The 26,073-nt window shown below is 51.1% G+C and carries 24 protein-coding genes; 11 read left to right on the top strand and 13 right to left on the bottom strand.

Features of this window, described 5'->3' with window-relative positions:
• Positions 1-65: 65 nt before the first annotated feature.
• The gene (locus tag JOD20_RS03225; protein ID WP_204753881.1) at positions 66-1,388 is read right to left on the bottom strand and encodes an extracellular solute-binding protein; all 1,323 of its coding nucleotides are present in this window, start codon (positions 1,386-1,388) and stop codon (positions 66-68) included.
• 107 nt (positions 1,389-1,495) lie between these two features.
• Positions 1,496-2,740 (bottom strand): ROK family transcriptional regulator, encoded by a 1,245-nt coding sequence (locus JOD20_RS03220; protein WP_054534856.1) that lies wholly within the window; start codon positions 2,738-2,740, stop codon positions 1,496-1,498.
• Between the two features lie 143 nt (positions 2,741-2,883).
• Between JOD20_RS03220 and JOD20_RS03215 the strand changes: the two genes are divergently transcribed.
• The gene (locus tag JOD20_RS03215; protein ID WP_204753880.1) at positions 2,884-4,248 is read left to right on the top strand and encodes an anaerobic glycerol-3-phosphate dehydrogenase subunit C; all 1,365 of its coding nucleotides are present in this window, start codon (positions 2,884-2,886) and stop codon (positions 4,246-4,248) included.
• Here JOD20_RS03215 and JOD20_RS03210 read toward each other — a convergent pair.
• The gene (locus JOD20_RS03210; protein ID WP_054534854.1) at positions 4,241-5,119 is read right to left on the bottom strand and encodes a tetratricopeptide repeat protein; all 879 of its coding nucleotides are present in this window, start codon (positions 5,117-5,119) and stop codon (positions 4,241-4,243) included. The genes JOD20_RS03215 and JOD20_RS03210 overlap by 8 nt on opposite strands.
• 89 nt (positions 5,120-5,208) lie before the next feature.
• Complete coding sequence (locus JOD20_RS03205) at positions 5,209-5,904, bottom strand: aspartate/glutamate racemase family protein (protein ID WP_204753879.1); 696 nt, start codon at positions 5,902-5,904, stop codon at positions 5,209-5,211.
• Positions 5,905-6,104: 200 nt separating this feature from the next.
• On the opposite strand from JOD20_RS03205, the gene JOD20_RS03200 reads away from it, so the two are divergent.
• Positions 6,105-6,959: a CPBP family glutamic-type intramembrane protease gene (locus JOD20_RS03200; RefSeq protein ID WP_204753878.1), complete on the top strand. Its 855-nt coding sequence runs from the start codon at positions 6,105-6,107 to the stop codon at positions 6,957-6,959.
• A gap of 74 nt (positions 6,960-7,033) precedes the next feature.
• On the top strand, positions 7,034-7,945 hold the full coding sequence (locus tag JOD20_RS03195; protein WP_204753877.1) for a hypothetical protein: 912 nt from the start codon (positions 7,034-7,036) through the stop codon (positions 7,943-7,945).
• 38 nt (positions 7,946-7,983) lie between these two features.
• Here JOD20_RS03195 and JOD20_RS03190 read toward each other — a convergent pair whose 3' ends face one another.
• From JOD20_RS03190 to JOD20_RS03175, 4 genes are all read right to left on the bottom strand, one after another.
• Positions 7,984-8,394 carry an ADP-ribosylation/crystallin J1 gene (locus JOD20_RS03190; protein WP_110515570.1) on the bottom strand — a complete coding sequence of 137 codons (411 nt, stop codon included), beginning with the start codon at positions 8,392-8,394 and terminating at the stop codon, positions 7,984-7,986.
• 337 nt (positions 8,395-8,731) lie between these two features.
• A complete protein-coding gene (locus JOD20_RS03185; protein ID WP_204753876.1) occupies positions 8,732-9,256 on the bottom strand; it encodes an O-acetyl-ADP-ribose deacetylase in 525 nt (174 codons plus the stop codon).
• A 468-nt stretch (positions 9,257-9,724) separates the two neighbouring features.
• Positions 9,725-10,984 (bottom strand): Glu/Leu/Phe/Val family dehydrogenase, encoded by a 1,260-nt coding sequence (locus JOD20_RS03180; protein ID WP_054534845.1) that lies wholly within the window; start codon positions 10,982-10,984, stop codon positions 9,725-9,727.
• A 50-nt stretch (positions 10,985-11,034) separates the two neighbouring features.
• Positions 11,035-11,712 carry a GNAT family N-acetyltransferase gene (locus tag JOD20_RS03175; protein ID WP_204753875.1) on the bottom strand — a complete coding sequence of 226 codons (678 nt, stop codon included), beginning with the start codon at positions 11,710-11,712 and terminating at the stop codon, positions 11,035-11,037.
• Positions 11,713-11,920: 208 nt separating this feature from the next.
• On the opposite strand from JOD20_RS03175, the gene JOD20_RS03170 reads away from it, so the two are divergent.
• Both JOD20_RS03170 and JOD20_RS03165 read left to right on the top strand, forming a co-directional pair.
• Positions 11,921-12,097, top strand: coding sequence for a hypothetical protein (locus JOD20_RS03170; protein ID WP_204753874.1), 177 nt, complete (start codon positions 11,921-11,923; stop codon positions 12,095-12,097).
• A 68-nt stretch (positions 12,098-12,165) separates the two neighbouring features.
• A complete protein-coding gene (locus JOD20_RS03165; RefSeq protein ID WP_204753873.1) occupies positions 12,166-12,342 on the top strand; it encodes a hypothetical protein in 177 nt (58 codons plus the stop codon).
• Positions 12,343-12,538: 196 nt separating this feature from the next.
• On the opposite strand, the gene JOD20_RS03160 is transcribed toward JOD20_RS03165, so the two are convergent.
• Positions 12,539-13,423: an MBL fold metallo-hydrolase gene (locus JOD20_RS03160; protein WP_204753872.1), complete on the bottom strand. Its 885-nt coding sequence runs from the start codon at positions 13,421-13,423 to the stop codon at positions 12,539-12,541.
• A 32-nt stretch (positions 13,424-13,455) separates the two neighbouring features.
• Between JOD20_RS03160 and JOD20_RS03155 the strand changes: the two genes are divergently transcribed.
• A complete protein-coding gene (locus JOD20_RS03155; RefSeq protein WP_204753871.1) occupies positions 13,456-13,944 on the top strand; it encodes a hypothetical protein in 489 nt (162 codons plus the stop codon).
• Here the strand turns inward: JOD20_RS03155 and JOD20_RS03150 are convergent.
• Entirely contained in the window at positions 13,925-14,353 is a 429-nt protein-coding gene (locus JOD20_RS03150; RefSeq protein WP_204753870.1) for a methyltransferase family protein, read from the bottom strand. The two genes, JOD20_RS03155 and JOD20_RS03150, sit on opposite strands and share 20 nt — an antisense overlap.
• 275 nt (positions 14,354-14,628) lie before the next feature.
• Here JOD20_RS03150 and JOD20_RS03145 point away from each other — a divergent pair, with 275 nt between their 5' ends.
• Positions 14,629-15,831 carry a hypothetical protein gene (locus JOD20_RS03145; protein ID WP_204753869.1) on the top strand — a complete coding sequence of 401 codons (1,203 nt, stop codon included), beginning with the start codon at positions 14,629-14,631 and terminating at the stop codon, positions 15,829-15,831.
• A gap of 100 nt (positions 15,832-15,931) precedes the next feature.
• Here JOD20_RS03145 and JOD20_RS03140 read toward each other — a convergent pair whose 3' ends face one another.
• Both JOD20_RS03140 and JOD20_RS03135 read right to left on the bottom strand, forming a co-directional pair.
• Positions 15,932-16,642 (bottom strand): hypothetical protein, encoded by a 711-nt coding sequence (locus tag JOD20_RS03140; protein ID WP_204753868.1) that lies wholly within the window; start codon positions 16,640-16,642, stop codon positions 15,932-15,934.
• A gap of 56 nt (positions 16,643-16,698) precedes the next feature.
• Positions 16,699-16,902 carry a hypothetical protein gene (locus tag JOD20_RS03135; protein WP_204753867.1) on the bottom strand — a complete coding sequence of 68 codons (204 nt, stop codon included), beginning with the start codon at positions 16,900-16,902 and terminating at the stop codon, positions 16,699-16,701.
• Between the two features lie 211 nt (positions 16,903-17,113).
• Between JOD20_RS03135 and JOD20_RS03130 the strand changes: the two genes are divergently transcribed.
• From JOD20_RS03130 to JOD20_RS03120, 3 genes are all read left to right on the top strand, one after another.
• Positions 17,114-19,930 (top strand): helix-turn-helix domain-containing protein, encoded by a 2,817-nt coding sequence (locus JOD20_RS03130; RefSeq protein WP_204753866.1) that lies wholly within the window; start codon positions 17,114-17,116, stop codon positions 19,928-19,930.
• A 104-nt stretch (positions 19,931-20,034) separates the two neighbouring features.
• Positions 20,035-21,417 carry a glycogen synthase gene (locus tag JOD20_RS03125; protein ID WP_204753865.1) on the top strand — a complete coding sequence of 461 codons (1,383 nt, stop codon included), beginning with the start codon at positions 20,035-20,037 and terminating at the stop codon, positions 21,415-21,417.
• Positions 21,418-21,434: 17 nt separating this feature from the next.
• The gene (locus JOD20_RS03120; protein ID WP_204753864.1) at positions 21,435-21,953 is read left to right on the top strand and encodes a GTP-binding protein; all 519 of its coding nucleotides are present in this window, start codon (positions 21,435-21,437) and stop codon (positions 21,951-21,953) included.
• A gap of 31 nt (positions 21,954-21,984) precedes the next feature.
• Here JOD20_RS03120 and JOD20_RS03115 read toward each other — a convergent pair whose 3' ends face one another.
• The gene (locus JOD20_RS03115) at positions 21,985-24,129 is read right to left on the bottom strand and encodes a hypothetical protein (RefSeq protein WP_204753863.1); all 2,145 of its coding nucleotides are present in this window, start codon (positions 24,127-24,129) and stop codon (positions 21,985-21,987) included.
• A 537-nt stretch (positions 24,130-24,666) separates the two neighbouring features.
• Between JOD20_RS03115 and JOD20_RS03110 the strand changes: the two genes are divergently transcribed.
• Entirely contained in the window at positions 24,667-26,016 is a 1,350-nt protein-coding gene (locus tag JOD20_RS03110) for a hypothetical protein (protein ID WP_204753862.1), read from the top strand.
• Positions 26,017-26,073: the final 57 nt, after the last annotated feature.

The following is a 26,073-nucleotide window of genomic DNA, read 5'->3' as shown; positions in this document are numbered from 1 at the left end:
GTAAGTCCACCATAGCCTTGGCGCGGCCCATTCCCTCACGAAGAAGGAACGGGCCGCTACTTGCCTTATTTACCGTTGGCGAGGTCCATTGCAGCACAGGCATCGGTGATAGCCTTGGTTGCTTCTTCGCCGCCGTCAAGAGCCTTGGTCAATGCGTCACCAACTGGTGTCCAGAAGTTACCAAGCTCTTTGTCTTGTGGGCGAGCATAGCCGGTTGAAGCGGCTTGGCTGAAGCCCAAGACCAAAGCATCGGTTGGAACAACATTGATGTCGGTTGGCACGTGGCCAGCTTGTTCGGTGTACAATTTTTGTGATTCGGTGTTGGTCAAGTACATTGCCAAGGCAACTGCACCTTCAACATTTTGGCTGTTGATATTGACATAGAAACCGTCAACACCGGTCAACGGACCAGCAGGACCTTTTGGCCCAGCAGGCATTGGAGCTACAGCCAAGTTTTCGCCCAAATCTTTTTGGTAGTCGGCCAAAACCCATGGCCCGTTGATGATCATGTCGGCTTTGCCTTCGCGGAAAGCAGCATCAGCGCTAGGACCATCGGTGAGGAAGGTTGCGCCAGCAGCTTTGAGGTCTTGCAAATACTTGAATGCTTCGCCGCCACCGTTGGTCAAGCCACAGGCTTTATCGGCGGTGAACAAGCTAGCACCGAAGGCTTGGAAGAAGCCAAAGTTGTGGTAAGCGCTTTGGTTCAAGACCAATTTCTTGCCATCTTTGACCATTTGCAACAACTCGTCGGTGGTTGCTGGTGGGGTTGCGATGGTTGATTTGTTGTAGTACAAGGCTACAGCTTTGTATGATTCTGGAATCCCGTACAACTTGCCATCAACCGACATACCGGCAACGCCAGCTGGGCCGATGTTGGTCAAGTTTGCTTTGTAAGCATCGAGGTCGGCCAACAAGTTTTTGCGAGCCAAATCGCCCAAGCTATCGTTTGGAGCCAAGAACAAGTCTGGGCCGCTGCCAGTGGCAACGTCGTTTTCAAACTTGCTGAACACTTGGTCGAATGGAACTTGCAACACGGTGATGTTGGCATCTGGGAAAGCGGTTTTGGCGTTTTCGATCAACGTGGTTAACGTTGCATCTTCGCTGCCACCAGTGCTATAGGCGTGCCACAAGGTAATATCGCCAGTTGCTACCATTGCATCGCCACCAGTGGTTGGGGCGGTGGTTGCAGCGGCGGTTGCTTCAGCAGTTGCTTCAGCGGTTGCATCTGTAGTTGCGGCGGTTGGTGCGGCAGTTGCTTCTGCTGCGGTGGTTGGTGCGGTGGTTGGTGCGCTGGTCGCTGGGGCCGTGGTTGGGGTTGCGCTACCACAGGCTGCCAATAAACCGACCATCATCACGCTGACGAGCAGGAAGCTCATAAATCGCTTCATTGCTGTACACTCCTTTGTACCAAATTAGGAAATCTGTACCGTGCCGATTAGGGCGAACAGGTGAATATAATCTCGTGGTGTTGGCCACGATCCGTCAAGGGCAATGGTTAGCTTGCCAACGACCCAACTTCGTTGGAATGCACGCCTAAGGTGGCGGGCCGTTCCAAGGCTGGCGGCGCAAATAAGCGCTCGGTGGCAAGGGCTGCGGCTCCCAAGGCTGCGACGTTGCGGCCTAGTGCGCCGGGCACAATCGAGGTATTATTCACAGCAATCGATAATGCGCGGCGCGCAACCGTTGCCCGAATAGTCTCGATCAATAATGGTGAGGTTTCCGGAATAACCCCGCCAATGACAACCCGATCGGGGTTGAAGATATTAATGATACTGGCGATTGCTACCCCAAGATAGTGGGCAGTGCGCCGCAAAATAGCTTGAATTTCGGGGCTGCTCTCTGCTTTGCGCACCAAGGCATGCACATCATCATCGGCATTAATCAGCTTTTGCTCACGCGCTAGCCGTAAAACCGTAATTTGTGATGCCAAGGCTTCCAGCGAGCCAGCATTGATTGGCCCAAATGATTCGTCGTTTTCGACGCTGAGCGTGGTATGACCAACCTCGCCTGCACTGCCAATCGAGCCACGGAATAGATGACTATCAATAATCAGGCCAGCGCCAATCCCAGCGCTACTCATATATAAATAGACCATGTTTTGCGCGCCTTGGCCAGCGCCCCAGCGATATTCGGCCATGGCTGCCAAGTTGGCATCGTTATCAATTGAGACGGGTAAGCGGAAGGTTTGGCTTAACTCTTCGCGAATTGGCACGTTATCCCAGCCAGGCATAACTGGCGGCGCAATTGTGCGACCATTGCGAAAATCGAGTGGGCCAGGCACGCCAACCCCAATCGCACTAATGCGGCCCCGACCAACTGGCGATTCGGTCAGCATCGTGCTAATTAATTGTTTGATCAGCGGCATGCCAACCGTGGGGCCATCATTGACATTAAAGGAGATTTGGCGACGTGAACAGATGCGAGCGTTCAAATCGGTAATAACGGCGCTAACCGCGTTGCGCGAAACATCAAGCCCAATAATATAATTAGCTTGATAATTGAATTCGAGGATGATTGGCCGACGGCCACCTTTTGAAGTCCCAATCCCAGTTTCAGTCACGAGGCTGGCATCAATCAGATCGTTGATGATGCTCGAAACCGTTGAACGACTTAACTTGGTATGCTTAGCAATATCGGCTCGCGAAATTCGTCCTTCACGCCGAATTAACTGGAGTACCAGGGCGCGGTTGAGTTCTCGCATCAAACTCAGATCAGCTGTCAGTGCCGAAGGACGATTCATTTGGAAGCTCCTACTTGGTAAGTGGCTCCGATTTTAGCAACTATTTGGTACTTTGTCAAGACAACAAACAAACATAAGCGTTTTATTATAGAATGCGATTTAGGCTATTCCAAGGCTTTAAATCGTAACTGAGGCTAGGCGTTATGGATGATCGATTATCAATCCGCTTGGAGCAATCGCTCGATTTTTGTATTAAATGTAATATCTGCACCACGGCATGTCCGGTTGCAGCGGTGACTGATCTCTTTCCTGGCCCGAAATATGTTGGCCCGCAAGCAGCCCGCTTCCGCCACGATCAGGCTGAACACTCGCCCGATCATTCGGTCGATTATTGCTCTGGCTGTCGGGTTTGCAACGAAGTTTGCCCAACTGGCGTGCCAATTGCCGAACTCAACGCTCGTGCCCGCGCGCAGATGGTGCGTGAAAATGGCTTGCCCTTGCGTAATCGCATGCTTGGGCGCTCGGAGTTGCTGGGCATGCTTGGCACGCCCTTCGCGCCGCTCGCCAACTGGACAATGAACAATCGGCCAATTCGTTGGTTGATCGAAAAACTATTTAAGATTGATCGGCGTGCGCCGCTGCCACAGTGGGCTGGCTATACGTTGCGTGGTTGGGCGCGCAAACATCTGCCTCGGGCTGCTACGCCCTTGCGTTGGACGTATGGCCTGCGTTCGTGGCTTAGCAGCACTGCGCTTGTGCCGCTCGAACAACGCCGCTTGATCCAAAATCAAGCCCAACAGCAAACAGCTGTGCCAACAATTTCGCGTAAAGTGGTCTATTTTCATGGCTGCTCAACCAATTATTACGAGCCACACGTTGGCAAAGCTGCGCTTGAGGTTTTGAACCGCAATGGCTGCGAGGTGGTTTTGGCCAATCAAGGCTGTTGTGGCTTGCCCATGCTTTCGAATGGCGAGTTTAATGCGGCGCGACGCTATCATGCCGCCAATGTGCGTTCGCTGTTGCCATGGATTCGCCAAGGCTATGTGGTGGTCGGAACCTCGACTAGCTGTACCTTGACGCTCAAAGATGAAGCGCCCGAATTATTGGGTTGGCACGATCCCGAGGTTAAGTTGGTGGCCGAACAAACCTACGATATTTTCGAATATTTGCGTTTGCTTGACCAAGCAGGGGAATTTGATCGCAACTTGGGGGCGATTGAAGAAACGTTGCCTTATCATCCGCCATGTCAATTAAAAGCGCATCGCATTGGCCTGCCAGCCCGTGATATTTTGGCCCATATTCCAAGCTTGAAGATTGATCGCAGCCAAGCTGCTTGTTGTGGCATCGCCGGAACCTATGGCCTAAAAACCGAAAAATATGGCATTGCAATGGATGTGGGCAAGCCCTTGTTTGAGTGGGCCAACGCCCATGCTGCTGATACCGTGCTCTGCGATAGCGAAACTTGTCGCTGGCAAATTAGCCACGGGACGGGGTTGGAAACCCGCCATCCCGTGGAGTTGCTAGCCGAGGCCTATCGACGCTTTGATCAACAGCGCCAACTTAAATGACGCTGGTTTCAACTTTGGCCCGCCATGCTGCATGGACATAGCCACCTTCACGGTCGGAATGTTCGATGCGTTCAAAACTAGCGCGAGCGGCATCAACTTGGCCTAACGAGCGTTGGAGTTGGCCAATACGATAAAGTAATTCTGCTTGTTGCGGGATTGGGCAACCATTCAAGAGCAATTCTGCTTGATCCAAGGCCAATTGAACTTGGCGCTCCTCGTTGGCCAAGAATGCCAATTCGGCGCGCGCAACATACAGGCTGGCTTTGGCGGCAACATGCGGAGCCAAGGCCAAGCCTGCTTCGATCCATTGTTTGGTGGTTTGGCTGGCTTCGTCAAAATGCAAGCTCAACAAGGCATTGTGGCTATAGCTCAAGGCCAATTGCTCATCCAACACCAAGGCCATGCTGGCATAATGGCGGGCTTCGTTCCAATCGCCATGCGCAGCCAGCGCCCGGCTCATTTCTAAATAAATTGGCGCATGGAAGGGATACAATTGATCGGCCCGTTCGATGGCTTTGATCGCGGCTTCGGTTTCGCCTTGGGCCAATTGAATCGAACCCATGGCCAACCAAGCGTCAGCCGAATCGGGATAAATGCGCAGTGACCACAAGACTAAGCGTTCTGCTTGGGCATACGAACCATGCGACCAAGCCCGGCCTGCGTACCAAACTAAGGCGATGCGAGCAACGAATAAGCCAATCAACAATTCGCTGAGCAAAGCCACGCCAACTGCTTGATTGGTTAAAAAGTACAAGCCACAGAGCGCTGGAAACACCACCAATTCTGGCATGAGCATCACCGCCCGACCAACCCGTATTCCCGTGGTTAGATGTCGTCGTTCCTGCCGTTGCGCCGTCATGATTGTTGCCATAGCTCAACCCCTTATTACATATACTCGTATCGGGGTTAAGTATCGCTCAAGGTTGTGACAATCAGTGTCACAACCTTGAAAAATTTGTGCTATTTTTCTAGGCTCCAGGCCACTGCTGCTTGGCCATGCAACAGCGTTGTATCGAAGAGTGGTACAGCGCAATCAGCTTGGTTAATCAACAAGCCAATTTCGGTACAGCCCAAAATAATGCCTTCTGCGCCAGCTGCCACCAAATCGTTGATGACTGCCAAATAATAGGCTTTTGAGCGCGCTTCGATTTTGCCAAGGCACAATTCATCGAAAATAATCCGATGCACTTCGTCGCGTTGTTCTAAGCCAGGCGTGACGACTCCCAAACCATAGCGTTCGCGCAAGCGCCCAGCATAAAAATCGTGCTCCATGGTGAAGCGCGTGCCAAGCAAACCAATTGTGCGCAATTGTTGGGCTTGAATCGCCGCTGCGGTTGGATCGACGATATGAATAAATGGCACTTCAACTGCTTGCTCAATCGCCGTGGCCACTAAGTGCATCGTATTGGTACAAAGCACAATACATTCTGCGCCAGCAGCAACCAAATTGCGGGCAGCTTGGGCCAAAATCTCACCAGCGGTTTCCCATTGATCGGCTTTTTGCAAGGCGGCAATTTCGGCAAAATCGACCGAATAGAGCACACATTTGGCCGAATGTAAGCCCCCAAAGCGCTGCTTGATTGTGTTGTTGAGCACCTGATAATAGCTGACACTCGATTCCCAGCTCATCCCACCGATCAGGCCAATCGTTTTCATACAATGCTCCTTCGCACTAGGTTCAAACACAATTGGAGCAATGGTTGGTTGGCCATATGCTACGCCGCCTATCATACGCGCTTTTTGCTCAGCGTTGGCAGCCTGGCTTTTGCGACAGTTCTACAACAAACTTGGGATTGGTTTATGACAGCTCACATCTATGCTCAAATTATGCATTTTTTGAACGTAGGAGCATTGCTGTGAACCAGCTTCAATCAGCCCAAGCAGCCAAATCAGGCCCGAAAGTCATCACATTTTTACTCATAACCACCGTTCTGACCACGATTTGTTACGCTTTTTTAGTTGGCCCCAATCCGCAAGCGGCGTTTGGCTTAGGCGTAATTTTTAGCCCAGCCTTGGCCGCAATCGTCACCCAATTAGGCTTTGAACGCAGTTTAAAAGGCTTAGGTTGGCAAATCGCCCCCGCCAAAGATTTATTGTTGAGTTATGGTTTGCCGTTGGGTTATGGCTTGCTGGTGTATGGTGTGGTCTGGCTGAGCGGCATTGGCGGGTTTTCGCTGCAAGCCTTGGCAACCCACGTTGGTTTAGCCACGCCACTAACAATTGGCGCATTCTGGGCTTATCTGGGCGAGACGGCAACCGTGGGCATTTTGCGCTCGGCCTTGCTAGCCTTTGGCGAAGAACTTGGCTGGCGTGGTTTTTTGGTGCCTGAGTTGCTAAAACGCTATTCGTTCGCCGCAACTGCTACTATCAGCGGCATTATTTGGGCAATTTGGCATTATCCAGCAATTTTGCTGGTCGAATATAATAATGCTGGCGCACCGTTGTGGTTTGGCTTGCTCTGTTTTACTGGTTTGGTCATCGGCCTGAGTTTTGTGCTGACGTGGCTGCGCATGAAAACGGCCAGTGTTTGGCCCGCAGTGCTCTTGCATGCCAGCCATAACATTTTTATTCAAACCGTTTTCAATCCACTGACCAGCAAAAATAGCGTCACGCCGTATATAATCGACGAATTTGGGCTAGGTTTGGTACTGGTGGTGAGTGGTTTGGTCTTAGGATTTTGGCGACGAGACGAGCAATATATTAAAAACTAAATACTTTTGTTGGGTAAATAACCCAAAGCTATAGTATTATCGTCACAAGATATGCTTATGCTGAGGAGAACGCCATGATTTTCAAACGAGGATTAGGTCGATTAATCCAGTGTATCGCGTTGCTAGTTTTGCTTAGTGGTTGTGCAACCCAAGCATCAAACGACGCTTGGTATAGATCTGGGCGCTATGCAGTGCAATTTATTGGATTAATCAGTGCGAAAGCCCATGAAGTTGTGCCAATTCAGCTCACATTTATTGATGTTGGCGAACCGCGCCGGAGCAGCGAAATTCAATTCAATCACTTAACCTTGTTGAGTGATAAAGGCGAATTATCCACCGAATCAGTTACGCTTACTCCATCGCCAGCCACAACCAACTATCGCTTTTTCTCAGTGTTGGCGATGCTCGATGGGCTTGAGCCAGGTGTTTATCGCTTTAGCCAAGTGCGCTATGTTGATGCACAGCAACGTGAGCAAACACTCAGCGTTGGCGATTGGGAGCTAAGCATCCTTGATTTGCCAACTGCGCCGCTCAAAATCGGCAGCCATAGCGTGCTGACGGTTGGCAAACCAGAGCGTTTTGAGGTTGAATTGATTAATCCAACTGATCAATCGATTCGAGTGTTTGATAGCACGATCAACAGCTCGACCTATCCGCTTTCTGCAAGCCTACATTTGGCGCAACATGGAGCGGTTGCGCTGCAACCAGTGCTTGGTGATGCTCGACCACAGCCGATTCAACCTTTAGCCAGTGCAACAATTGAGCTTCAACCGCAACAAACCCAAACCATTTTTTTCCAACTGCATGGAATTGAGCAATTACCAACCGAGTTTTTAGTCATTCAACCGCTGCTGAGCTATCAACAAGCGCAAAACCCGCGCCAACAATTCATTTTGCCGCTCCAAGTTTTCTCGCCGCCATTTCTTGATGATGGAGCAGTGCTGAAATACCTTGATTTCTTACCAGTTGGCGCTTTTCATGAGTGAAGGATGGCTCCTACCTAACGAGATAGGAGCCTTATTCGTTATAAAACAGGCGAGATAAAGGTTGGTAGCTCGGTTGTGGGGTTGACCATGCCGCGAAAGAGTTTGCCATAGAATGCGGCAACAACTTTGATGTGGCCCAGAATGCGGGTATTGAAATTGTGGAATTCTTCGCTTGGCACTAAAAGCTCGCGATGACGGCGGCGCAGGCCAACCGATTTAACCGCAAATTGGCGCGCATATTGCTCGCTAATTTCAAATTCGGCCACAAAACCTGCATAGCCAGCATCAACCTCGCGGGTTTTAATATCTTTAGCGATGTGACTCGCATAATCCAAGTTGAGAATTGGATAAGCAATTGGTGGCTCGGCCAATTGTGCTGGGAATGAACGATAGCCCGCTTGTGCAATTAACGTTAATTCTTGTAACCCAACAGGTCGATACAGGATCATTTGCTTGTCCTTTCCCTTGTGCCACCAAGGCATGCTTGTCAGAAGCTATAACGTAGTCTCAAAAGGTCTTTCTGGCTGAAATTTATTCCACATCTATTTAGATACAGATTAGGCTTTAATTTTGCATGAGAAACGCTGATAAATCAAGGGATTTTTGGCCCCAATTTGGGTTAGGTCAGTACTACAAGAATGACGGGAACGCTATTTCGAAAGCTTCCTAGCTGTCCATATCCCGGGGTCTCGTACTACGTCTGGTACTTGTTTGGGTTGAGGAATCTGGCTGTACGCTATAACTCGGTACCATGGCTTGTATGCTTTTGGATGCAGTTAAATTTGCTTAGTGGTTTGCTTGATAGGCAGCCCACGCGGCGCAGTAGGCATGATAAATTGCCGATTCAAAGCAGATGAAGGTGACTTTTTCGGGGATGGCATTGGTTGTAAGGAAGTTGGCGACGGTCTGAATGGCAATCGGCGCGGCTAATTCGACCGGATAGCCATAAATGCCACAGCTAATTGCGGGAAAGGCGATAGTTTCGAGCTGGTGCTTGGCGGCAAGTTCAAGGCTATTTTGATAGCAGGCGCTCAATAATTCGGCTTCGTGTTTGCTGCCACCCTGCCAAACTGGCCCAACTGTGTGGATGATGGCGCGGACGGGTAAGCGATAGCCTTTGGTGATTTTGGCCTGGCCTATTTCGCAACCACCTAATTGATCGCATTCGGCCTGTAATTCGTCGCCAGCAGCATGGTGAATTGCGCCATCTACGCCGCCGCCTGCAAGCAACCATTCATTGGCAGCATTCACAATCGCTGCGCCGCTAAATTTTGTAATATCGCCTTGGAGAATCTCGATCCGTGAAGTCATTGGTAGCTCCTTCTCAATTTAATATTGATCCACGAAGCCCACGAGGCTATATGCTATAGAAACCACGAAGAGCACGAAGGACGCGAAGGTTAAGTTTTTTCGCACAGATCGGCACAGATTTTTAGGATTATGTTCTTGCCAGCCCAAAGTCTACTGCCAATAGCCCTCGTTCTCTGTGCCTCTGCGTTAAGATTGATCCACGAAGAGCACGAAGGGCACGAAGTTGGAACCACGAAGACCGCGAAGAGCGCGAAGGTTAAGTTTTTTAACCACAGATTCGCACAGATTTACTTGATTGCGTTCGTGTCAGCCCATAGCCTTTCATTCTGACTTTTGCCTTTTGATTTTTGCCTTTTGATTTTTGCCTTCTGACTTTTGACTTTTGCCTTCCTCCCTCATAATTCATCCTTCATCCTTAAACAAAAAGCTCCTCGCCCATGTGTATGAGCGAGGAGCTGCCAGCATTGCTTATGGGTAGATGCCACGGATTTGAGTTGCTTCGGCAACGCGGGCCACCGCAACCATATAGCCACCCATGCGCATTGAAACTTTGTGTTTCAGCGTTTGGGCCAACACCGATTCAAAGCTGTGCTGCATGATCCGTTCAAGCTTGTTGTTAATTTCTTCTTCGGTCCAGAAAAATTCTTGCAGGCCTTGGACCCATTCGAAGTAGGAAACGGTCACACCGCCAGCGTTAGCCAAGATGTCGGGCACGACGAAAATGCCGCGTTCAAACAAAATATCATCAGCTTCGGGCGTGGTTGGGCCGTTTGCGCCTTCGACCAGCAATTTACAGTTGATGCGGCCAGCATTTTCCTCGGTAATTTGGTTTTCCAAGGCACATGGAGCCAGAATATCGCACTCAAGCTCGAGAATTTGCTGGTTGCTGACCCGTTCGATACCAGCTGCTTGATAGCCTTCGAGCGAGCGGTTTTGCTTGGTGTAGGCAATCATTTCGGGGATATTCAGGCCATTGCGGTTGTAGTAGCCACCAGAAACATCGCTGACTGCAATTACTTTGCTGCCCATGCGCTGCATCATATCGGCGGTAACGCTACCCACGTTGCCAAAGCCTTGAATAACCACGGTTGCGCCTTCGATGCGCAAGCCAAGGTGTTTGGCGGCTTCGCGGGCCACAATACTGACCCCGCGTCCAGTGGCTTCGACCCGACCCAACGAACCGCCAACTTCAACCGGCTTGCCAGTAATCACGGCAGGCACAGTGTAGCCACGGTGCATCGAGATCGTATCCATAAACCAAGCCATCACTTGACCGTTGGTGCCAACATCGGGAGCTGGAATATCTTTTTCAGCGCCAACCAAAATGCTAATTTCGGTTGCAAAACGCCGCGTTAGCCGTTCTAATTCACTTTGGGATAATTTTGTTGGGTCGACGATGACCCCACCTTTTGCGCCGCCATAGGGAATATTAACCAGCGCACATTTCCACGTCATCCACATTGCGAGCGCGCGCACTTCATCGATATCGACTGCTGGGTGATAGCGAATCCCGCCTTTGGCTGGGCCACGTGAGACATTGTGTTGGACGCGATAGCCGCTAAACACTTGAATCTCACCATTGTCCATCTTGACTGGGAAATTGACGCTTAATTCACGTTGAGGGACGCGAAGAACTCGACGCAAGCTTTGGTCGAGATTCAGCTTTTCAGCAGCGAGATCGAATTGACGCTGAGCGTTCTCGAATGCGTTGCGATGAGAGTCAGCCATTGACTTGTTCCTTTCTAATTGATCGCCTTTGATCAAAAGAGGCTCCTCGGTTATGCGGAAGTCTCTCTAAGATTATACGACATATAAATCCAGCGGCGTTCACCGAGAAACAGGGCGTTCCACCATGAGCGGCGCACCTCGCCCTCGCTAAAGCCCAAATTACGGTATAAAGCGCGCGCGTTATGATTGGAGGCACTGACGTATAAGCCGAGTTTGCGTTTGCCAAGCTCACGCGCAATGGTCATGCTATGCTGCATCATGGCTTGGGCAATGCCTCGGCGGCGATAACGTTCAGCAACCGCAACGTCGCTAATAAAACCTTCATCCCGCCCAATCCGATGGTCAATTTGGGAAAGCGCATGCACGGCGCGAAACGCACCCCAAGCGCCAAGCTCGCGTAAAAACGCTTGCTCAACTAAGCCAACATCGTCTGGGCGCATCTCGATTGTGCGCAACGTAATTGTGCCTACAATTTCGCTGCCAGCTAACATGACATACATTCCCTGTAAGCTGCTTGGCCCTTGCATTTGATGCGATTGATGTAAGGCCGCAACGCCGCGTTGCACTCCACGCTTACCAAAAGCCGAGCTAAATTTATCGGCAAATGCCAGCGCCTGCAATTGCAGCATTGGCCCAAGATCATCCATCATGGCCGGACGAATCGTCAAAGCCAAGTCGCCTATTTGGAAAGGCACCGTTGCACGGATTTGCGGTGATGGTACAATCATTGATATTTTCCAAACAAAAAAACCGTGCAACCTGCACGGATGATTGGAGCGTACCACAATCAACGTTGATCCGGCACGTTAGCTAGGCGCATTCTACACCCGCTCGGATCGCTCGTCAAGCACTATTGGTCGGATTGGCGGGCTAGGGCGTGGCTGAGTTCTGCCGCTTAGACCACGAATTGACCGGAATACTATAGGAGGATTGTGTATGTCACTGTTTTGGATTGGCTGTTTCGTTATTTTGGGTTTGATTACGATTAGTGGCTTAATTGTTTTCTTGCTCCAAATTGGGGTGATTGTGCAAAAAGCTGGCGAAGCACCCCACATCGATCAGGGCAATTATTCGATGGATCAAGGCCGCGAAGTGAAGGCCGAAGACCAATAAATTTGCAACAGCGTACTGGAGTTTTTTTCAGTACGCTGTTTATTTAATTGTAGGCTGGAGGGTGCGCAATGCCAATTATTATCGCGATTGTCGCTGGGCTAGGCTTGGTGGGCTTGGCCAAAGCAATTTCAAAATTGTGGCAACGGGCTAGCATCGTGGTTCAAAAAGCCAAAGAGCCACCGCATAGCGATCAATTGGATTATTCGCTCAACGATGTCCATGAGGTTAAATCTGAACAATCATGATCCCCTCACCCCAACCCCTCTCCCGTCCGACGGGCTCAATCTGATGGTTTTGCCGCAATATGTTGGTAAAAACGTCTGCTCCCCCTCGCCCGCGTTTTCGTGGGAGAGGGGGCTGGGGGGTGAGGGGACGTTTAATCACCACGCTTTTTAAAACCTACCCTTGAAAGGGCTGGGGGTGAGGGAAGGTACTCCGTTTTCAGTAAATCGACGCAACCTCGGGCAGGGCCAAGCCTGCCAAAAAGGCCGCCATAATTGCATGGTGGTCGTCGGTTAATAGGCCATTGAATTGTTGGCTCATTTGGGCCAAAATTGCCTCAGGATTCGCCCCAAACTGCATCACAATTGTGCCAATTTGGCGTAAAAGCTGGGCTTCGGCCTCAAATTCAGCCCGAGTTAGCGGCTGGCCATGGTGGCTTGCACAATAATATTCGGCTGGCAAGGCCAATAAACGCTCCAACAAAGGGAAAAGTTGGCTGCTGGTTAAGCGTCTTGCTCCATGATAGAGGTCGTCGTAGATGCAATCGCCCAAAAAGACCACTGATTGGCTTGGAACAAACACAATCATTGAATCGTGGGCATGATCGCCACCAACAACGATTAATTCGGCAGCACAATTACCTAAATCAAGGCTTAATTGCTGGGCGATGGTGCTGGTTGCGGGCACAACCTGCAACTGGCTGCGCTCGGGCATTTCGGCCTTGATCATATCGCGGCAAAAGGCGATTTCTAGGCCAGCCTCAACCCGTTGATCCAAGGCTGCATCGCTCCAATCGAGGGTGGCCAACACGCGCAAAATGCGGTCGGTTTCCTGCGAGGCGTAGCTTGGCAAGTCGAGGGTGGCCATGCCAAACACATGATCCCAATGCCAGTGGGTGATGGCGAGTCTGGTTGGTTGCGGCAAGCCGTGGGCCTGAATCGCTTGGCGTAATAAGCCAACGTGGGCGGGCGAATTGCCAGCATCAATTAATAAACACTCACGATCGCCCACCACCAAGCCCAACATTGGGCGATCGGTGCGGCTATCGGCGGGTAACCAAAAAATCCGTTCAGTCAGCGGTTGTAATTGATCGAGCGCAACCATTGAGTTTCATTCTCCAACAAGTGAGGCTAAAGATGGGTTCGTCACAAACGTCAGGGCGGTTGATGTTGGCGCTGCTTGGTACGATTATTGGGTATTTAATTCTCAACATTGGCTCAATTTTTTTAATCGATCCCAAGCAATACACGACTTTGTTTGTGGTTGTAACATTGCTTGGCTGTATTGGTTTTGGAATAGGGATTTATTTGACGACGCGCTGGGCACTCAAGCCGCCACGCTATCGCGAAGCAGAAAAAATCGGCCTGCTAGTGCAAGGTCGCATCGTCGATGTTGCACCAACTGGCTGGAAACATAAGCGTTCGCGGGGCTTTTCCAACCGAATTACCGAACGCGAATATCGCTTGCAGGTTGAAATTAATCAGCCCAATCAGCCAAGTCGCCAAGTAACGCTCTATCGCTATTTTGATATTGCCCAAACGCCACGCCGCAACCAATATCTCAGCCTGAAGGTTCACCCGCGCTATCCCGATGTGGTTGTGTTGGCTACACCAACCAAGGAATAAAGCGCTTGGTGCGTTGTTGATAGGCGGCATAATTGGGAAAACGCTGGATGAGCAATTGCTCTTCGTAGCGTGCCTTGAGCCACAAATCCATTAGCAACATTGCTAAAACCAACCAGCGCCAAAGCCGAGGATCAACCATGACCCACGCCAAACTACAGATCGCCAAAGCAGTGTACATGGGGTGGCGAATCCAGCGATAGGGACCATGGACGGTTAATTGGGCTGTCGCAAGCAATTCGGGCATAATCGATAAATTGTTGAGTCGCATGCTGATCATTGCCCAGATGCCTAAAGCAAATCCCAAGCCAAACACAATAAACCACAGCGTTGGTACATTGTGCAATGGCGTGCTGACCGCCAACAATCCCAAGCAAATAAATTGCAAGGCCACGTACATTTTCGATTGCATACAGTTCCTTTGCTGCGTAGGTTTCGCATTTCAGCACAGCTTAGCATGAATGTTGATTCATTAGGTTGGCAATCCGAAGCATGCCCTCACACCCAGCCCCTCTCCCACGGAACGCGGGCGAGGGGAGCACTGAACGCGCGGTTCCCCCTCGCCTCGCGGGCGGGAGAGGGGGCTAGGGGGTGAGGGGATCAGGCCATGGTTAACGCAATGAACTATTACATGAATGCGCTAGACTAGGCACTGACTCCAATTCCCAATAACCCAGCGAGGTAATTATGACCGATGATCTTGACCAAATTCCATGGAGCACAATCTACCATGCCTATGGTAAAGGGCTTGATACTCCACAGCATCTGCGCAATCTGAGTCATCCCGATCCAAAAGTGATTGCCGAAGCCCATCAAGCATTAGTTGATACGACCTTGTATATTCAGTGGGTCTCACCTGCTGCATTGGCGGCCTTTCCCTATCTGCTGAGTAAGCTGTTTAAGGCTAAGGGCTACTCGCGAACTTACATTAGCGACTTGGTGATGCAGATTATTGAAAGACTCGCTCCAGCCCACCCATCACGCATTCCTTGGTTCTATTTTGTCTACGATAATTGGACATTTAGAGATCAGTATGGTGCTGATACCAAGCGCGCAATGCCCTACGCATTAGTTATTGAGGAATTTCCCAACCTGCTGCGATTGTTGCATGACCCTGATGAACAGTTTGCCCAAATGATTTTGCGGATTGTTGCTTGTTGTGTAGCATCTGATGGCGGGTTGTGGGCAGAGGTTTTGCCATTTGCGCTGGCAGAGAAGCGTCCGCTGTTGCGAGCGAGCTATCAGTTTGTTGCTTGGGCGAGCGCCGATCCGGCGGCGCTGGCGTGGGTGGCCGAGAACGTTGCGCAAACACGAGAGCCGTTGGTGAAGCTTGCAGCGGTATTCATTATGACCCAAACCGTGCAGCAACTGCCTGAATCAATGTATGCATGGCTGATTGCCACCATCAGCGTCAATAATCTGAGCCTGATTGAAACCTATAATGCGCTTAAACTAACCCATAGCTATTGGTTCGATTGTGCCTTGATGCTGTATCGGCGACCATTGAGTGAGCGCATTCCGCTTGCTGAGCAATGCCTTGCCTACCTTCAAGGCCAAGACGCAGCCTTGAACGATTACGATGTTGCAGCACTCTTAATGTTGGCCTTGGGCACTCTGCGCTATAAGAAATCGACGATTGAGCGTGCCGCTATTCACTCAAAAGTGGTGCTCTGGATTGGCCAGCAGCTATTCACAACCACCAAGCATGATCGCGAGGCTATCGAACGAGTTCTGCGCACTTTTCGGCTGCCATGGCTTAGGTCTGATCGATGTGGAAGATGTGGATGCCGAAATCGAACGAGTTCTGCGCACTTTTCGGCTGCCATGGCGACCAGCAGATGTCAATGGCTTTTTAGGCCTGCCCAATGTCGAGCATGCTGGGTTTGCTGAAAAGACCAAGGCGTGAATTGCTTAAATAAATGCCCCAGCCATGCTGCAAACGCTTGGCTGGGGCACACGATTAATTCGATCGATTAAACGCTATTGAGGGTTATTCGCGATTTTGCTGCATCATCCAGCCGCCAGCCGTGGCTGCACCCAAGGCCAAAATTGCCAAATAGAAGCCAAAACTGAAGCCAGCCTCAATTTCTGCAAAGCCACCATTATCTGGCTTCGCGATTAAGCCGCCAATTAAGGCCATAACAAGCACTGCTGCATTGGCAAGAAAAACTGCTTTACCGAATGTTAGATTAAGAGTGCGTTGGATCAGCGGATAAATATGTTTGCCAAAAAGCGGCGCAATTAAGCTAGCGAGAATAACACTGAGCAATAGAAAGCCGAGCGATGGTAAGAAATCAGTTATCCCATTCACTGTTTCATTAACATTAACAAGGGTTGAGCGCACATGATACCACGGCAAGAAATAGCTAATCCAGGCCACGAGGCCGCCGCCAATTGCCAAACGTCGACCTTGCGATAAGCCCTTAAAGCCACTTACCAATTGATCGCTACTAGGCACAACAAATTGGCCTTGGGGTTGGGTTTGTGGCCCTTGATTGTAGGGCTGATAAGGTTGATACGGTTGTTGTTGGCCGGGTGGTGGTTGATTATACGGCTGATAGGGTTGATAGGGCTGTTGCTGCTGGTTGGGCGGCGCTTGATTATACGGTTGCTGCTGATTCGGCGGCGTTTGATTATACGGTTGATACGGTTGTTGACTGGGATCAACAGGTGGTTGGTTGGAATATTGATCGTTGCTCATGGAATGTTCTCCATCGATAGCGTCTAGTTGCTCAATTGACTAGACCTTGCTGCGAATTACCCAATTGGGTTTGGCTCAGCCTCAAGCGGGCCAAATGAATCTGCGTGATTGCTTGCAGCTTGAATGCTCTGCTCATCATTGGGCGGCTGGTCAGGGCTTGTTTCAGGCTGGTTGGCTTGATCGGTCGCGGTTTCTTGCCATGTGATAGTTGTGGTAATTGTTGTAACCGTCGTTACTGTGCGGCGCACAATTCGGCGCATTGGGCAACTCCTTTGGTTTAGCTGCTCAAGCTCGTTTGCGTGCTAGCATAGCAAACCTCAGGCTGCAAAATATGACAATTCTTACCAAATAGCTGCCCTTTATTGAAGCAAGTAACGAGCAATGCTCGTAGTACGTACTCCTCATGCGCAATATCATCTGAATGACGATTTTGTGACCAGGCCACTTTCCCCGCTATTGAGGAGGCTTCTCATGCCAGCAGTTAAGCTCGATTCGTTTGTGACGTTCGGTGCGTTGCTCCATTTTCTGCGGCGCAGAGCGCGAATCACTCAGCGCGATTTGGCAATTGCAACGGGCTATAGCGAGGCCCATATCTCGCGCTTGGAAAATAATCAACGCCTGCCCGACCTGACCAGCGTGGTAGCATTAATAGTGCCAGCCCTCGATCTGAATGATGATGCAACGAGTGTGGCACGTTTGTTGGAGCTTGCAGCGGCAGCGCGCGGAGAAACCTTGGTTGGCGCAAATGTCTCGCTGAGCAAAAAAATCGAGCACCAGCAGAGCGAGTTGGGCTTGCTTGAGTTGCCACCACCGTTGCCGCTTTGCTTGATTGAACGCAAGGCCACGAGCCAACTTCAACAACGTTTAGCCAGCGAACGCTATTTGCTTGTCAATGGCCTAGCTGGGGTTGGCAAAACGGTGCTCGCTAGCCAACTGGCTCAAGGCTGGGGCGAGCGCTGTTTTTGGTTTAGTTTTACTGCCACAATTAACCTTACAAGCGAGATTTTGCTGCGCCAACTAGCGCTGTTTTTGCTGACCCACGGCGCTGATCAGGTTGAACCATTGCTACATCTGCCCAATGATGGTGAGCCTGGCTTGAGTTTCGAGCGCCAGCTAGCGCTATTAATTCATGGCTTGCAGCAAATTCCGGCCTTGCTGTGTTTTGATAATGCGCAACTGTTAATCGACCAGCCCCGACTGCGGCTGATGCTTGAGCAGCTAGCCCAAAAAACCAACAGCCATATGCTGGTGTTGAGCCGTGAGCAATTCAATCTGCAAGGGTTTAGTTATTGGGCTTTGCATGGATTTGAGCCTAGCGAAGCCCAAGCGTTGCTTGCCCATTATGGCGTTGAAGCAGGCCAGCATGTGATCGAACGCACCCACGCAAACCCTGCGTTATTGCGGTTAACAATTGGCTTATTGGCCGATCGTGATGCTGACGCTGCTGGATTGCAGCATTTGATTGATGAGCCACAGATCGCTAGTTTTGTGCTTGAACAGTTGCTGCGCCAATTGCCACGTAGTAGCGAACGCTTGCTAACGCTGTTGGCAGTTGCCTCCCAGCCATTGAATTTGCACGCCGAATGGCCAATGGAGTGTAGCTTTGCGGTCGATGGGCCATATCAATGGCACCAAGCGCTGAGCGATTTGACCCGCCGCCAATTGATTGATACCCCAAGCCATGCCACTGTTTTGCCATTGGTCCAAGACTATTTGTATGCCCAATTACGCAGCCAACCTGCGCGGCGCAAAGGTTTGCACCGTCAATTAGCCAATGCCTTACATCAGCTTGATCCAATTCGATCTGCCCAGCATTCGATCGCTGCCGCTGAGCTTCCAGCCGCCTTAGATTGTTTGTACCAACAACGCGATCGCTTGATTGATCGCGGTTTGGCGAGCGCTGCTGCGCTGATATTGCAGACTATGCGTCCAACCATTGAGCAGCAACATCCAAGCTGTTTATTGCAATGGCTGCAAACCTATGGCGAGTTTCTGATGGCAACCAGCCAAGCCAGCGCCGCCGAGGCGATCTTTCGCGAGGCCTTGGTTGTGGCATGGCAGCCAACCCAACGCGCAGATTTGGTTTGGCGTTTGGCGGGCGCAATGCTCCATCTCAATCAAGCAAATGCAGCCCAAAGCTTGCTCGAACAAACAATTGCCAACCTTGATCGCAATGAAATTCGTTTGCATGGCTTGTTGCAGATGGCGCTCAGCAAGGCATTGTTGTTGCAATCGCAATTTGGCCCTGCCCGGGCAGCTGCAGAACAAGCGATTGGTTTAGCCAACCAGCTCGATGCAAACCACCTTCCGACGCTGGCCGAAATTCGGGCGCGGGCTGGCGGAACCATAGCCATTGTGCAGCAATACACTGGCGAAATTGAGGCCAGTATTCAAACTTGGCACGACGTGTTGGCCCAAACCAAGCTTGGCCGCTTGGAGCGAGTGCGCCCGCGGGCCTTGGCCAATCTCGCCAATTTATACTACACCCAAGGCGATTTGCAGCAGGCAGAAATGACGATTGAGCAGGCCGTAACTGGTTTGCGCCAAATTGGCGATCTGTATGCGCAAGCGCGGCTGCAACACACCCAAGCCATTATTCAGTTGATGCGTGGCCAGCCTCAGCTTGCCTTAACAACCCTCGAACAAACCTGTGCGCTCAAACAACAGATCGCTGATCAACAAGGCTGGTTCAATTCGCGCAACCAAATGGCGATCACCTTGCTTGCTTTAGGCCAAACTGACCAAGCAAAACAAATGAGTAGCCAACATTTGCAGCTGCTTGGGGATACTGGCGAGCCACTGTTTCGTGGGGCAATGCTCGATACGGCGGTGCTCTGTCAGCTTTTACAGGCTGATTTTGCCGCAGCGCGCCAAGGCCTTGAGCAGCTTGCAGCCTTAGCAAATGCCCAAAATAATAGCGGCCTGCACATGGCTTGGCAACGCCACAACTTGCTGTTGAGTTTGCTCGCTGAAGGTGCTGCGCAGGCTCACAGCCTTTTGAGCCAAAGCGTGCCGCCAACAGGCAATGGCGAAGCTGCACTAGATTATGCAGCGTTGGCGGCGCTAATTAGCCATGCCAGCGGTGATCAATCAACTGCTCAGCATGAATGGCAGCAACTGGCTCAGCGAGCCGCGATCACTGGCTATGAATATTATCGAATTGTGGCCGAAACCCAATTGAACGCACCCAACACTGCGAGCGTGCAGCAACGGGTATGGCACATGCATCAACCATTTGCTGTTGTTCGTTGGGATCATCCGTCATTAGTCCAGGCGGTTAATTGCTAAGTTCCAACCGTCAACAAACGCGATCTTCTATCAAGCCAACTGAACGAGTATAATGCAGGCAAGCACAGGATGCCCTTTCCTGTTGCGAGCGCAAAGGGGCAACCATGAAGGTCTTGTTTCTGGCAGCGGAAAGCGTTCCATTTGTTAAGGTCGGGGGGTTGGGCGATGTGGCGGGTGCATTGCCAGAGGCACTTCGCCGCCGGGGGCTGGATGTTCGGCTGGTGATCCCACGCTATGGTACGATTGACCCTTTGCGCTGGAATTTGGGGCAGCTACGCGATAATTTCCCAGTTCGTTTGGATTGGCGCACGGAAGAATGTCAACTTTGGGCCACGGCTGATCAACACACGTGGTTTATTGAAAATCAATATTTCTTTGGCTCGCGCACCACGATTTATGGCCATGGCGATGATGATGTGCGTTTTGGCCTCTTTTGCCACGCTGCCCTCGAAGCTTGCCGCCAGATGGATTGGTGGCCCGATGTGATTCATGCCCACGATTGGCATGCAGCCGCCGCCATTCGAATTGCTTGGGGCAATGCTGCTCGGCCTGCCTTGGTCTTTACGATTCACAATTTGGCCCATCAAGGGCGCTTTGCCAACGACGCTTGGCCCTTGGTTGGAGTTTACGATGCCTTTGGCGAACTCAATTTGATGGAGCAAGCGCTCTATACCAGCGATGTGATTACCACCGTCAGCCCAACTTATGCCGAGGAAATTAAGCGGTCTGAATATGGCTTTGGGCTTGACCATATGCTGCGCGAGCGTTCCGATCGCCTAATTGGCATTTTGAATGGGATCGATCCACGCCACTTTGATCCTGCAACCGACCAGCATATTGCCCAACCATTTAGCCTTGATGATTTGGCGGGCAAGGCGGTGTGCAAGGCAGCGCTGCAACGTGAGGTTGGCCTACCAGAGCGGGCTGATGTGCCGTTGGTGGCGGTTGTTTCGCGGCTCGATAGCCAAAAAGGCATCGATTTAATTGTGCAAGGCCTCGGCCAAATTATTGCTGACACTGATGCTCAACTGATGGTGCTTGGCTCGGGCTATGGCCCCTACGAAGATGCCTTTCGCGATGCCAGCCGCGCTGCGCCCGACCGAGTTGCAAATTATATTGGATTTAATGCGCCCTTAGCACAACGGGTGTATGCTGGGGCTGATATTTTTCTCATGCCCTCGGCCTTTGAGCCATGCGGCTTGAGCCAAATGATCTCTATGCGCTATGGCACGATTCCGGTGGTGCGGGCAACGGGCGGCTTGGTTGATACCGTGCCCGATATGAGCCAACCAGAAGGCATTGGAGTGGTCTTTAGCGATTACAACGTCGAGGCCATGCTGCATGCCTTGGGCCGCGCCTTGGCCGCCTATCGCTACCCAAATGATTGGAGCTATTTTATGCGGCGCGCTATGAGCCACGATTTTAGCTGGGATACCGCCGCAACGCGTTATGAAGATGTGTACCGTTGGGCGCTGAGCTTGCGCTAAATGAAAGGAGCATTCCTGTGGAACCATTTAAGCTCGTGATCACCGGAGCCTTTAACACGGGCAAAAGCACCTTTATTCGATCATTATCGGATATTAATGCTGTTAATACCGATAAAGCTACCTCATCGCCCGACGAGCAGCGGATTAAAGCTAATACGACTGTTGCGATGGATTATGGCCGCGTGAGGCTCGACGATTATACGTTGCAATTATTTGGTACGCCCGGCCAAACCCGTTTCGACTTTATGCGCGATATTTTGGCCAGAAACATGGACGGATTTTTGGTGCTCGTTGATCTTTCACAGCCTGCAACGATCGACGAGGCAGCAACAATTTTGGCCCAATTCCGCGACCATGGCGAGGTGCCCTATGCGGTTGTGGCCAATAAAAGCGATTTGAACACCGTCATCAGCCAAACTGAGCTACGCCAACAATTGAATCTTTCGCCAGAAATTCATATTTATTTGTGCACGGCAACCGATAAAAATTCCGTGCGCGAAGTGGTGCGGCGCTTTCTGCGCGATGCCCACAAATAGCTCAATCTTCCAAGCCAACTCACTCAGGTTCTTAATTGAGGCTGGGCGAGTTGGCCCGCCCCAACCAACGCCCAAGTGCCAATACTCCCGCTAAACTGCCCAACAACCCCAAGAATATCCACAAACTGCGCGCTTGGAAATTGCTCACTTGGCTGCTAAACCAGCCGTTGCCAAGCAGCATGCCCAGCCGCGATAGTTCTAATGGCTCGTTGGAGAGCAAAATTGCGCTCAGTGGTAGCTCGGCAATCGCCGGATAGCCCCGCGGAATCGCATAGGTGATATAACGCGCCATCAGGGCTAGATTCCAGCAGGCTAAACTTGCAAGCAGGCCAATTGCTGCGCTCGGCCAGCGTCGCCAGCGTTGGAGTAAGGCCGCCACACCCCACGCCAAACATGGCGCGATTGTGGTCAAGCGGCGCAAACCAAAGGCTCCGCTGCCATGCCAATCGGGCAAGCGCGAAATATAGATTAAATAGATAATTACCGCTGCCAGATACGGCCAGGCTTGGCGCTGGCGGAGGCTTAATCCAAGCCCCAGCAAACCAAGCACATAGATTGGGGTCCACCAAAGCATGCCATACAGCGAGCCAACTAACATCGGCCCAAGCTGGCTACTGCGTGGCGTGGCAAAATTTCCACCCTGCGGAATCGTCAGCCACGAGCCATAGAGCAGCTTCCACATTGCCAACTGCGGCAACACGATCAGCAGCCCAGCCAGCGCTGCAAGCAATAAGCCTTTGAGCAAATCTGGCCATGCGCGGCGGTGTTTGCCAACCAGCAAGGGCCAAATAATCAGCGCTGGCAAAATCAGCACCAACGCGCCAATCCAATAGCTGACGATGGTTGCGCCCATAGTTAGGCCAAGTTGTGCCCAACGCCCAAGGCTTGGTTGCTCGCGCAAACGCACGCTCGCTAGCGCCATCAGGCTCACGCAGGCAGCCGAAAGGCTGTGGGCGTAGGCTCCTTGCAATAAGCTGTAGTAGAGCAAATTGCTGGCCAGATAGACACTGATGGTTGCCAAGGCGGCAATCTTGGGGCTAAATTGGCGGCGCAGCAGGGCCTCGCAACTCAAGATAAAGATCAAGCCCGCCAAGGCACTGCCCCAAGTGGTAAGGGCCAAATAGGGCTGACTATAGCCATCGCTTGGCCAACCGCCGAGCAGCGCACTGCCATGACCCAGCCACCACAGCGGCGCAAAAGCCATAGCTGGCCCAACGCTCCACGGGTTGGCGGCATAGCCAGTTTTGGTAATTTTTACGCCTGTGTTGAGTTCGAGCGGCGTTTGGCTGAATTCATTGCTAAAATCAAAATCGTGGTCAATCCCCGCTGAGTGCAGATAGGCGTAATAGCCCACGCCATCATATTGCACAGTTGGAGTCCACAGACAAACGGTTGTAATCAGCCAAATTGCCACCAGCAGCCAACGCCAATTGACGTGCCGTTGCCAGCGCTGCCAGCCATACCATGCTCCTGCCGCGAGGGCTGCGACCAACACCAATTGGCTCAAACTACTAATTGCTGCCCGATGCAGCCAATTGCCCGACCATGCCAAAAGTGCTAAGCCAAGGCTTAATGCCGTACCAGCCAACGCGATCCAATGGCGTGCCAGCCCAAGGCTCAGCAGGATTGCTACGGCGCTGAGCAGCAACAAATTACTGGGATTAAATGGAGTTGCCGCCCGCAAACCTGACCAGCCTGTTGCGCCTAGTTCTTGCCAATTAAGATTGCTCAATAATAAACCCAAAGGCCGGCCATTTTGCGCGCTTGGCTGATTGATCATGTTAATATGCTTGATTGCTGCTGGCACAAATACGCTGAGTTGGCGTAGCTCAGGCTGCATTGGCAAGCTCAAGGCTTGGGTTTGCTCAAATTGCAGCATCGTGGGGCTGAATGGGGCCAAATATTCAAACTGAACTACACGTGCATGCTCGCTAGCAGGCCAGAGTGGTACCTGCAAATTGCCATTGCTCCAACGATAGCTGCGGCTGGTTGGGCCGCTTGCGCCTGGTAACGTGCTCGATTGTTCAAGGCCATACAAGCCGCCAACGCTGGTTGAGCTATGCTGCAACACATCTGCTTGGCGGGTTGGTTGAGCATTGGCCCACCAGCCAATAATCAGCCACAACAGCAACAATGGCAACAGACTTCCCCAGCGCGAGCGCAAACCAAGCAGCATAATCCACCTATCAACAAATCGAGCTTGTAGCATCAAGTTGCCAATTATAGAGCATTCCCCAGAAGTTTTGGAACCTAACGCTTAATCGTTAACCGGGCTGATGTAGAGCAAACCGTTGTTACCAACTCCTAGCAAAAGGGTGAGTAACAGCGGTTTTTTTGATTAGTACTTGTTGCGTAATTAAATCAAGTCCATGGTGCTTAGATTAATACGTTTAATCAATAAATATTTACATGATTTAATGAATATATGAGGATAAATGAAATTTTATTACAGTAAAAACGGAAATAAATGTTTTAAATATTAATTTCATGACTATTCTATCATTAGAATAGGTTTTTTAATTAATTGAACCTTACGAAGAACCTTACGAGCAAAAATAACACAAGTACTGCTTAAACATAGTCCCTTTACCACAAAAAGATCACGCTCATGTTGAACTAGCTATTACAAATTGATGACATTATACTAGCTAGTAGCATATTATTTGGGTTAATTTATTATTTTTTTAACTATTTTTTATTGTAAGGAGTTCCTATGACCCCGACACTGCGACGATGGACAACCAGGGTTGTACTACTTGCAACAATTTTGGCTGTTGGTGGGCCAAGCGCCACGTTTGCTAACGTGAGCAAAGTCGACACCGCAAGCGTTGATACGGTAACTGAGCCAACGCTTGAGCCAACCGCCGAACCTACAGCAGAGCCAACCGCCGAGCCAACAGTAGCTCCAACGGTTGCGCCAACCGCAACCACGGCCCCAACTGCTGTGCCAGTCTGTAACCCAAAAGTTGATCTTTCGGGCTGGTTCTCAAGCAATTCAGTTGGCAAAATTCAGAATAAATCAACGACATGTTCCTACAATGTAGGCATGGCTTCATATGAAAAAATGGATGAAGTGATTGATCATCAAGTGATTTATTCGTGGGCTACTGGCCAAGTTGGGCCAAACTCGATTTTGGCCTTGAGTGTTGGTGTACCTGCATGTGCCGCCCAAATCGATTTGTTCTATGGCGGAGTCTTGCACTCACTCGATGGCCAGCGCTATGGCGATCGCTTGATCACTGCTCGCCACACTGGTGGCACCAACTATTGTGGTGTCATTCCAACGGTTGAGCCAACGCCAGAACCAACCGTAGAGCCAACCACGGTTCCAACCGTTGAGCCAACGCTTGAGCCAACGCCAGAACCAACCGTAGAGCCAACCACGGTTCCAACCGTTGAGCCAACGCTTGAGCCAACGCCAGAACCAACCACGGTTCCAACTGTTGAACCAACCGTAGAGCCAACCACGGTTCCAACCGTTGAACCAACCGTAGAGCCAACTACGGTTCCAACCGTTGAACCAACCGCAACCGCAGTGCCAACCAATACGCCTGCACCAACGGCAACCAGCACGCCTGCACCAACGGCAACTAACACGCCTGCACCAACGGCAACTAACACGCCTGCACCAACCGCGACCAAAACACCAGTGCCAACGGCGACCAAAACACCTGCTCCTAGCCCAACCAGCACACCTGTTGGCAAGGATTGTAGCTATACCCAAGGCTATTGGAAGAACCACCCAAGTGCTTGGCCAGTAACGACCTTGGTTGTTGGCGGCGTAACCTACAACCAAAGCCAATTGATGGCTATCTTCAACACGTCACCACGTGGCGACACAACCTATATCTTGATCCATCAATTGATTGCTGCCAAGTTGAACACCGCTCAAGGTGCCAATGGTAGCGCGATCAATGCAACGATTGCCGCCGCCGATGCTTGGTTACAACAATATCCATTAGGCAGCAAGCCAAGCGGCGCAGCCGCCAGCACTGGCAACAGCTATGCTACCCAATTGGATCGCTATAACAACGGTTTGATTGGCCCAGGCCACTGTAACTAATTCACAATCCGCTAGTTGTTTCAAAGGTGGTGCTTCAGGTATTTCCCGAAGCACCAC

The organism is Herpetosiphon giganteus (assembly GCF_016907925.1).
Taxonomy (GTDB): domain Bacteria; phylum Chloroflexota; class Chloroflexia; order Chloroflexales; family Herpetosiphonaceae; genus Herpetosiphon; species Herpetosiphon giganteus.
This window is presented reverse-complemented; position numbering and strand designations above follow the sequence as displayed.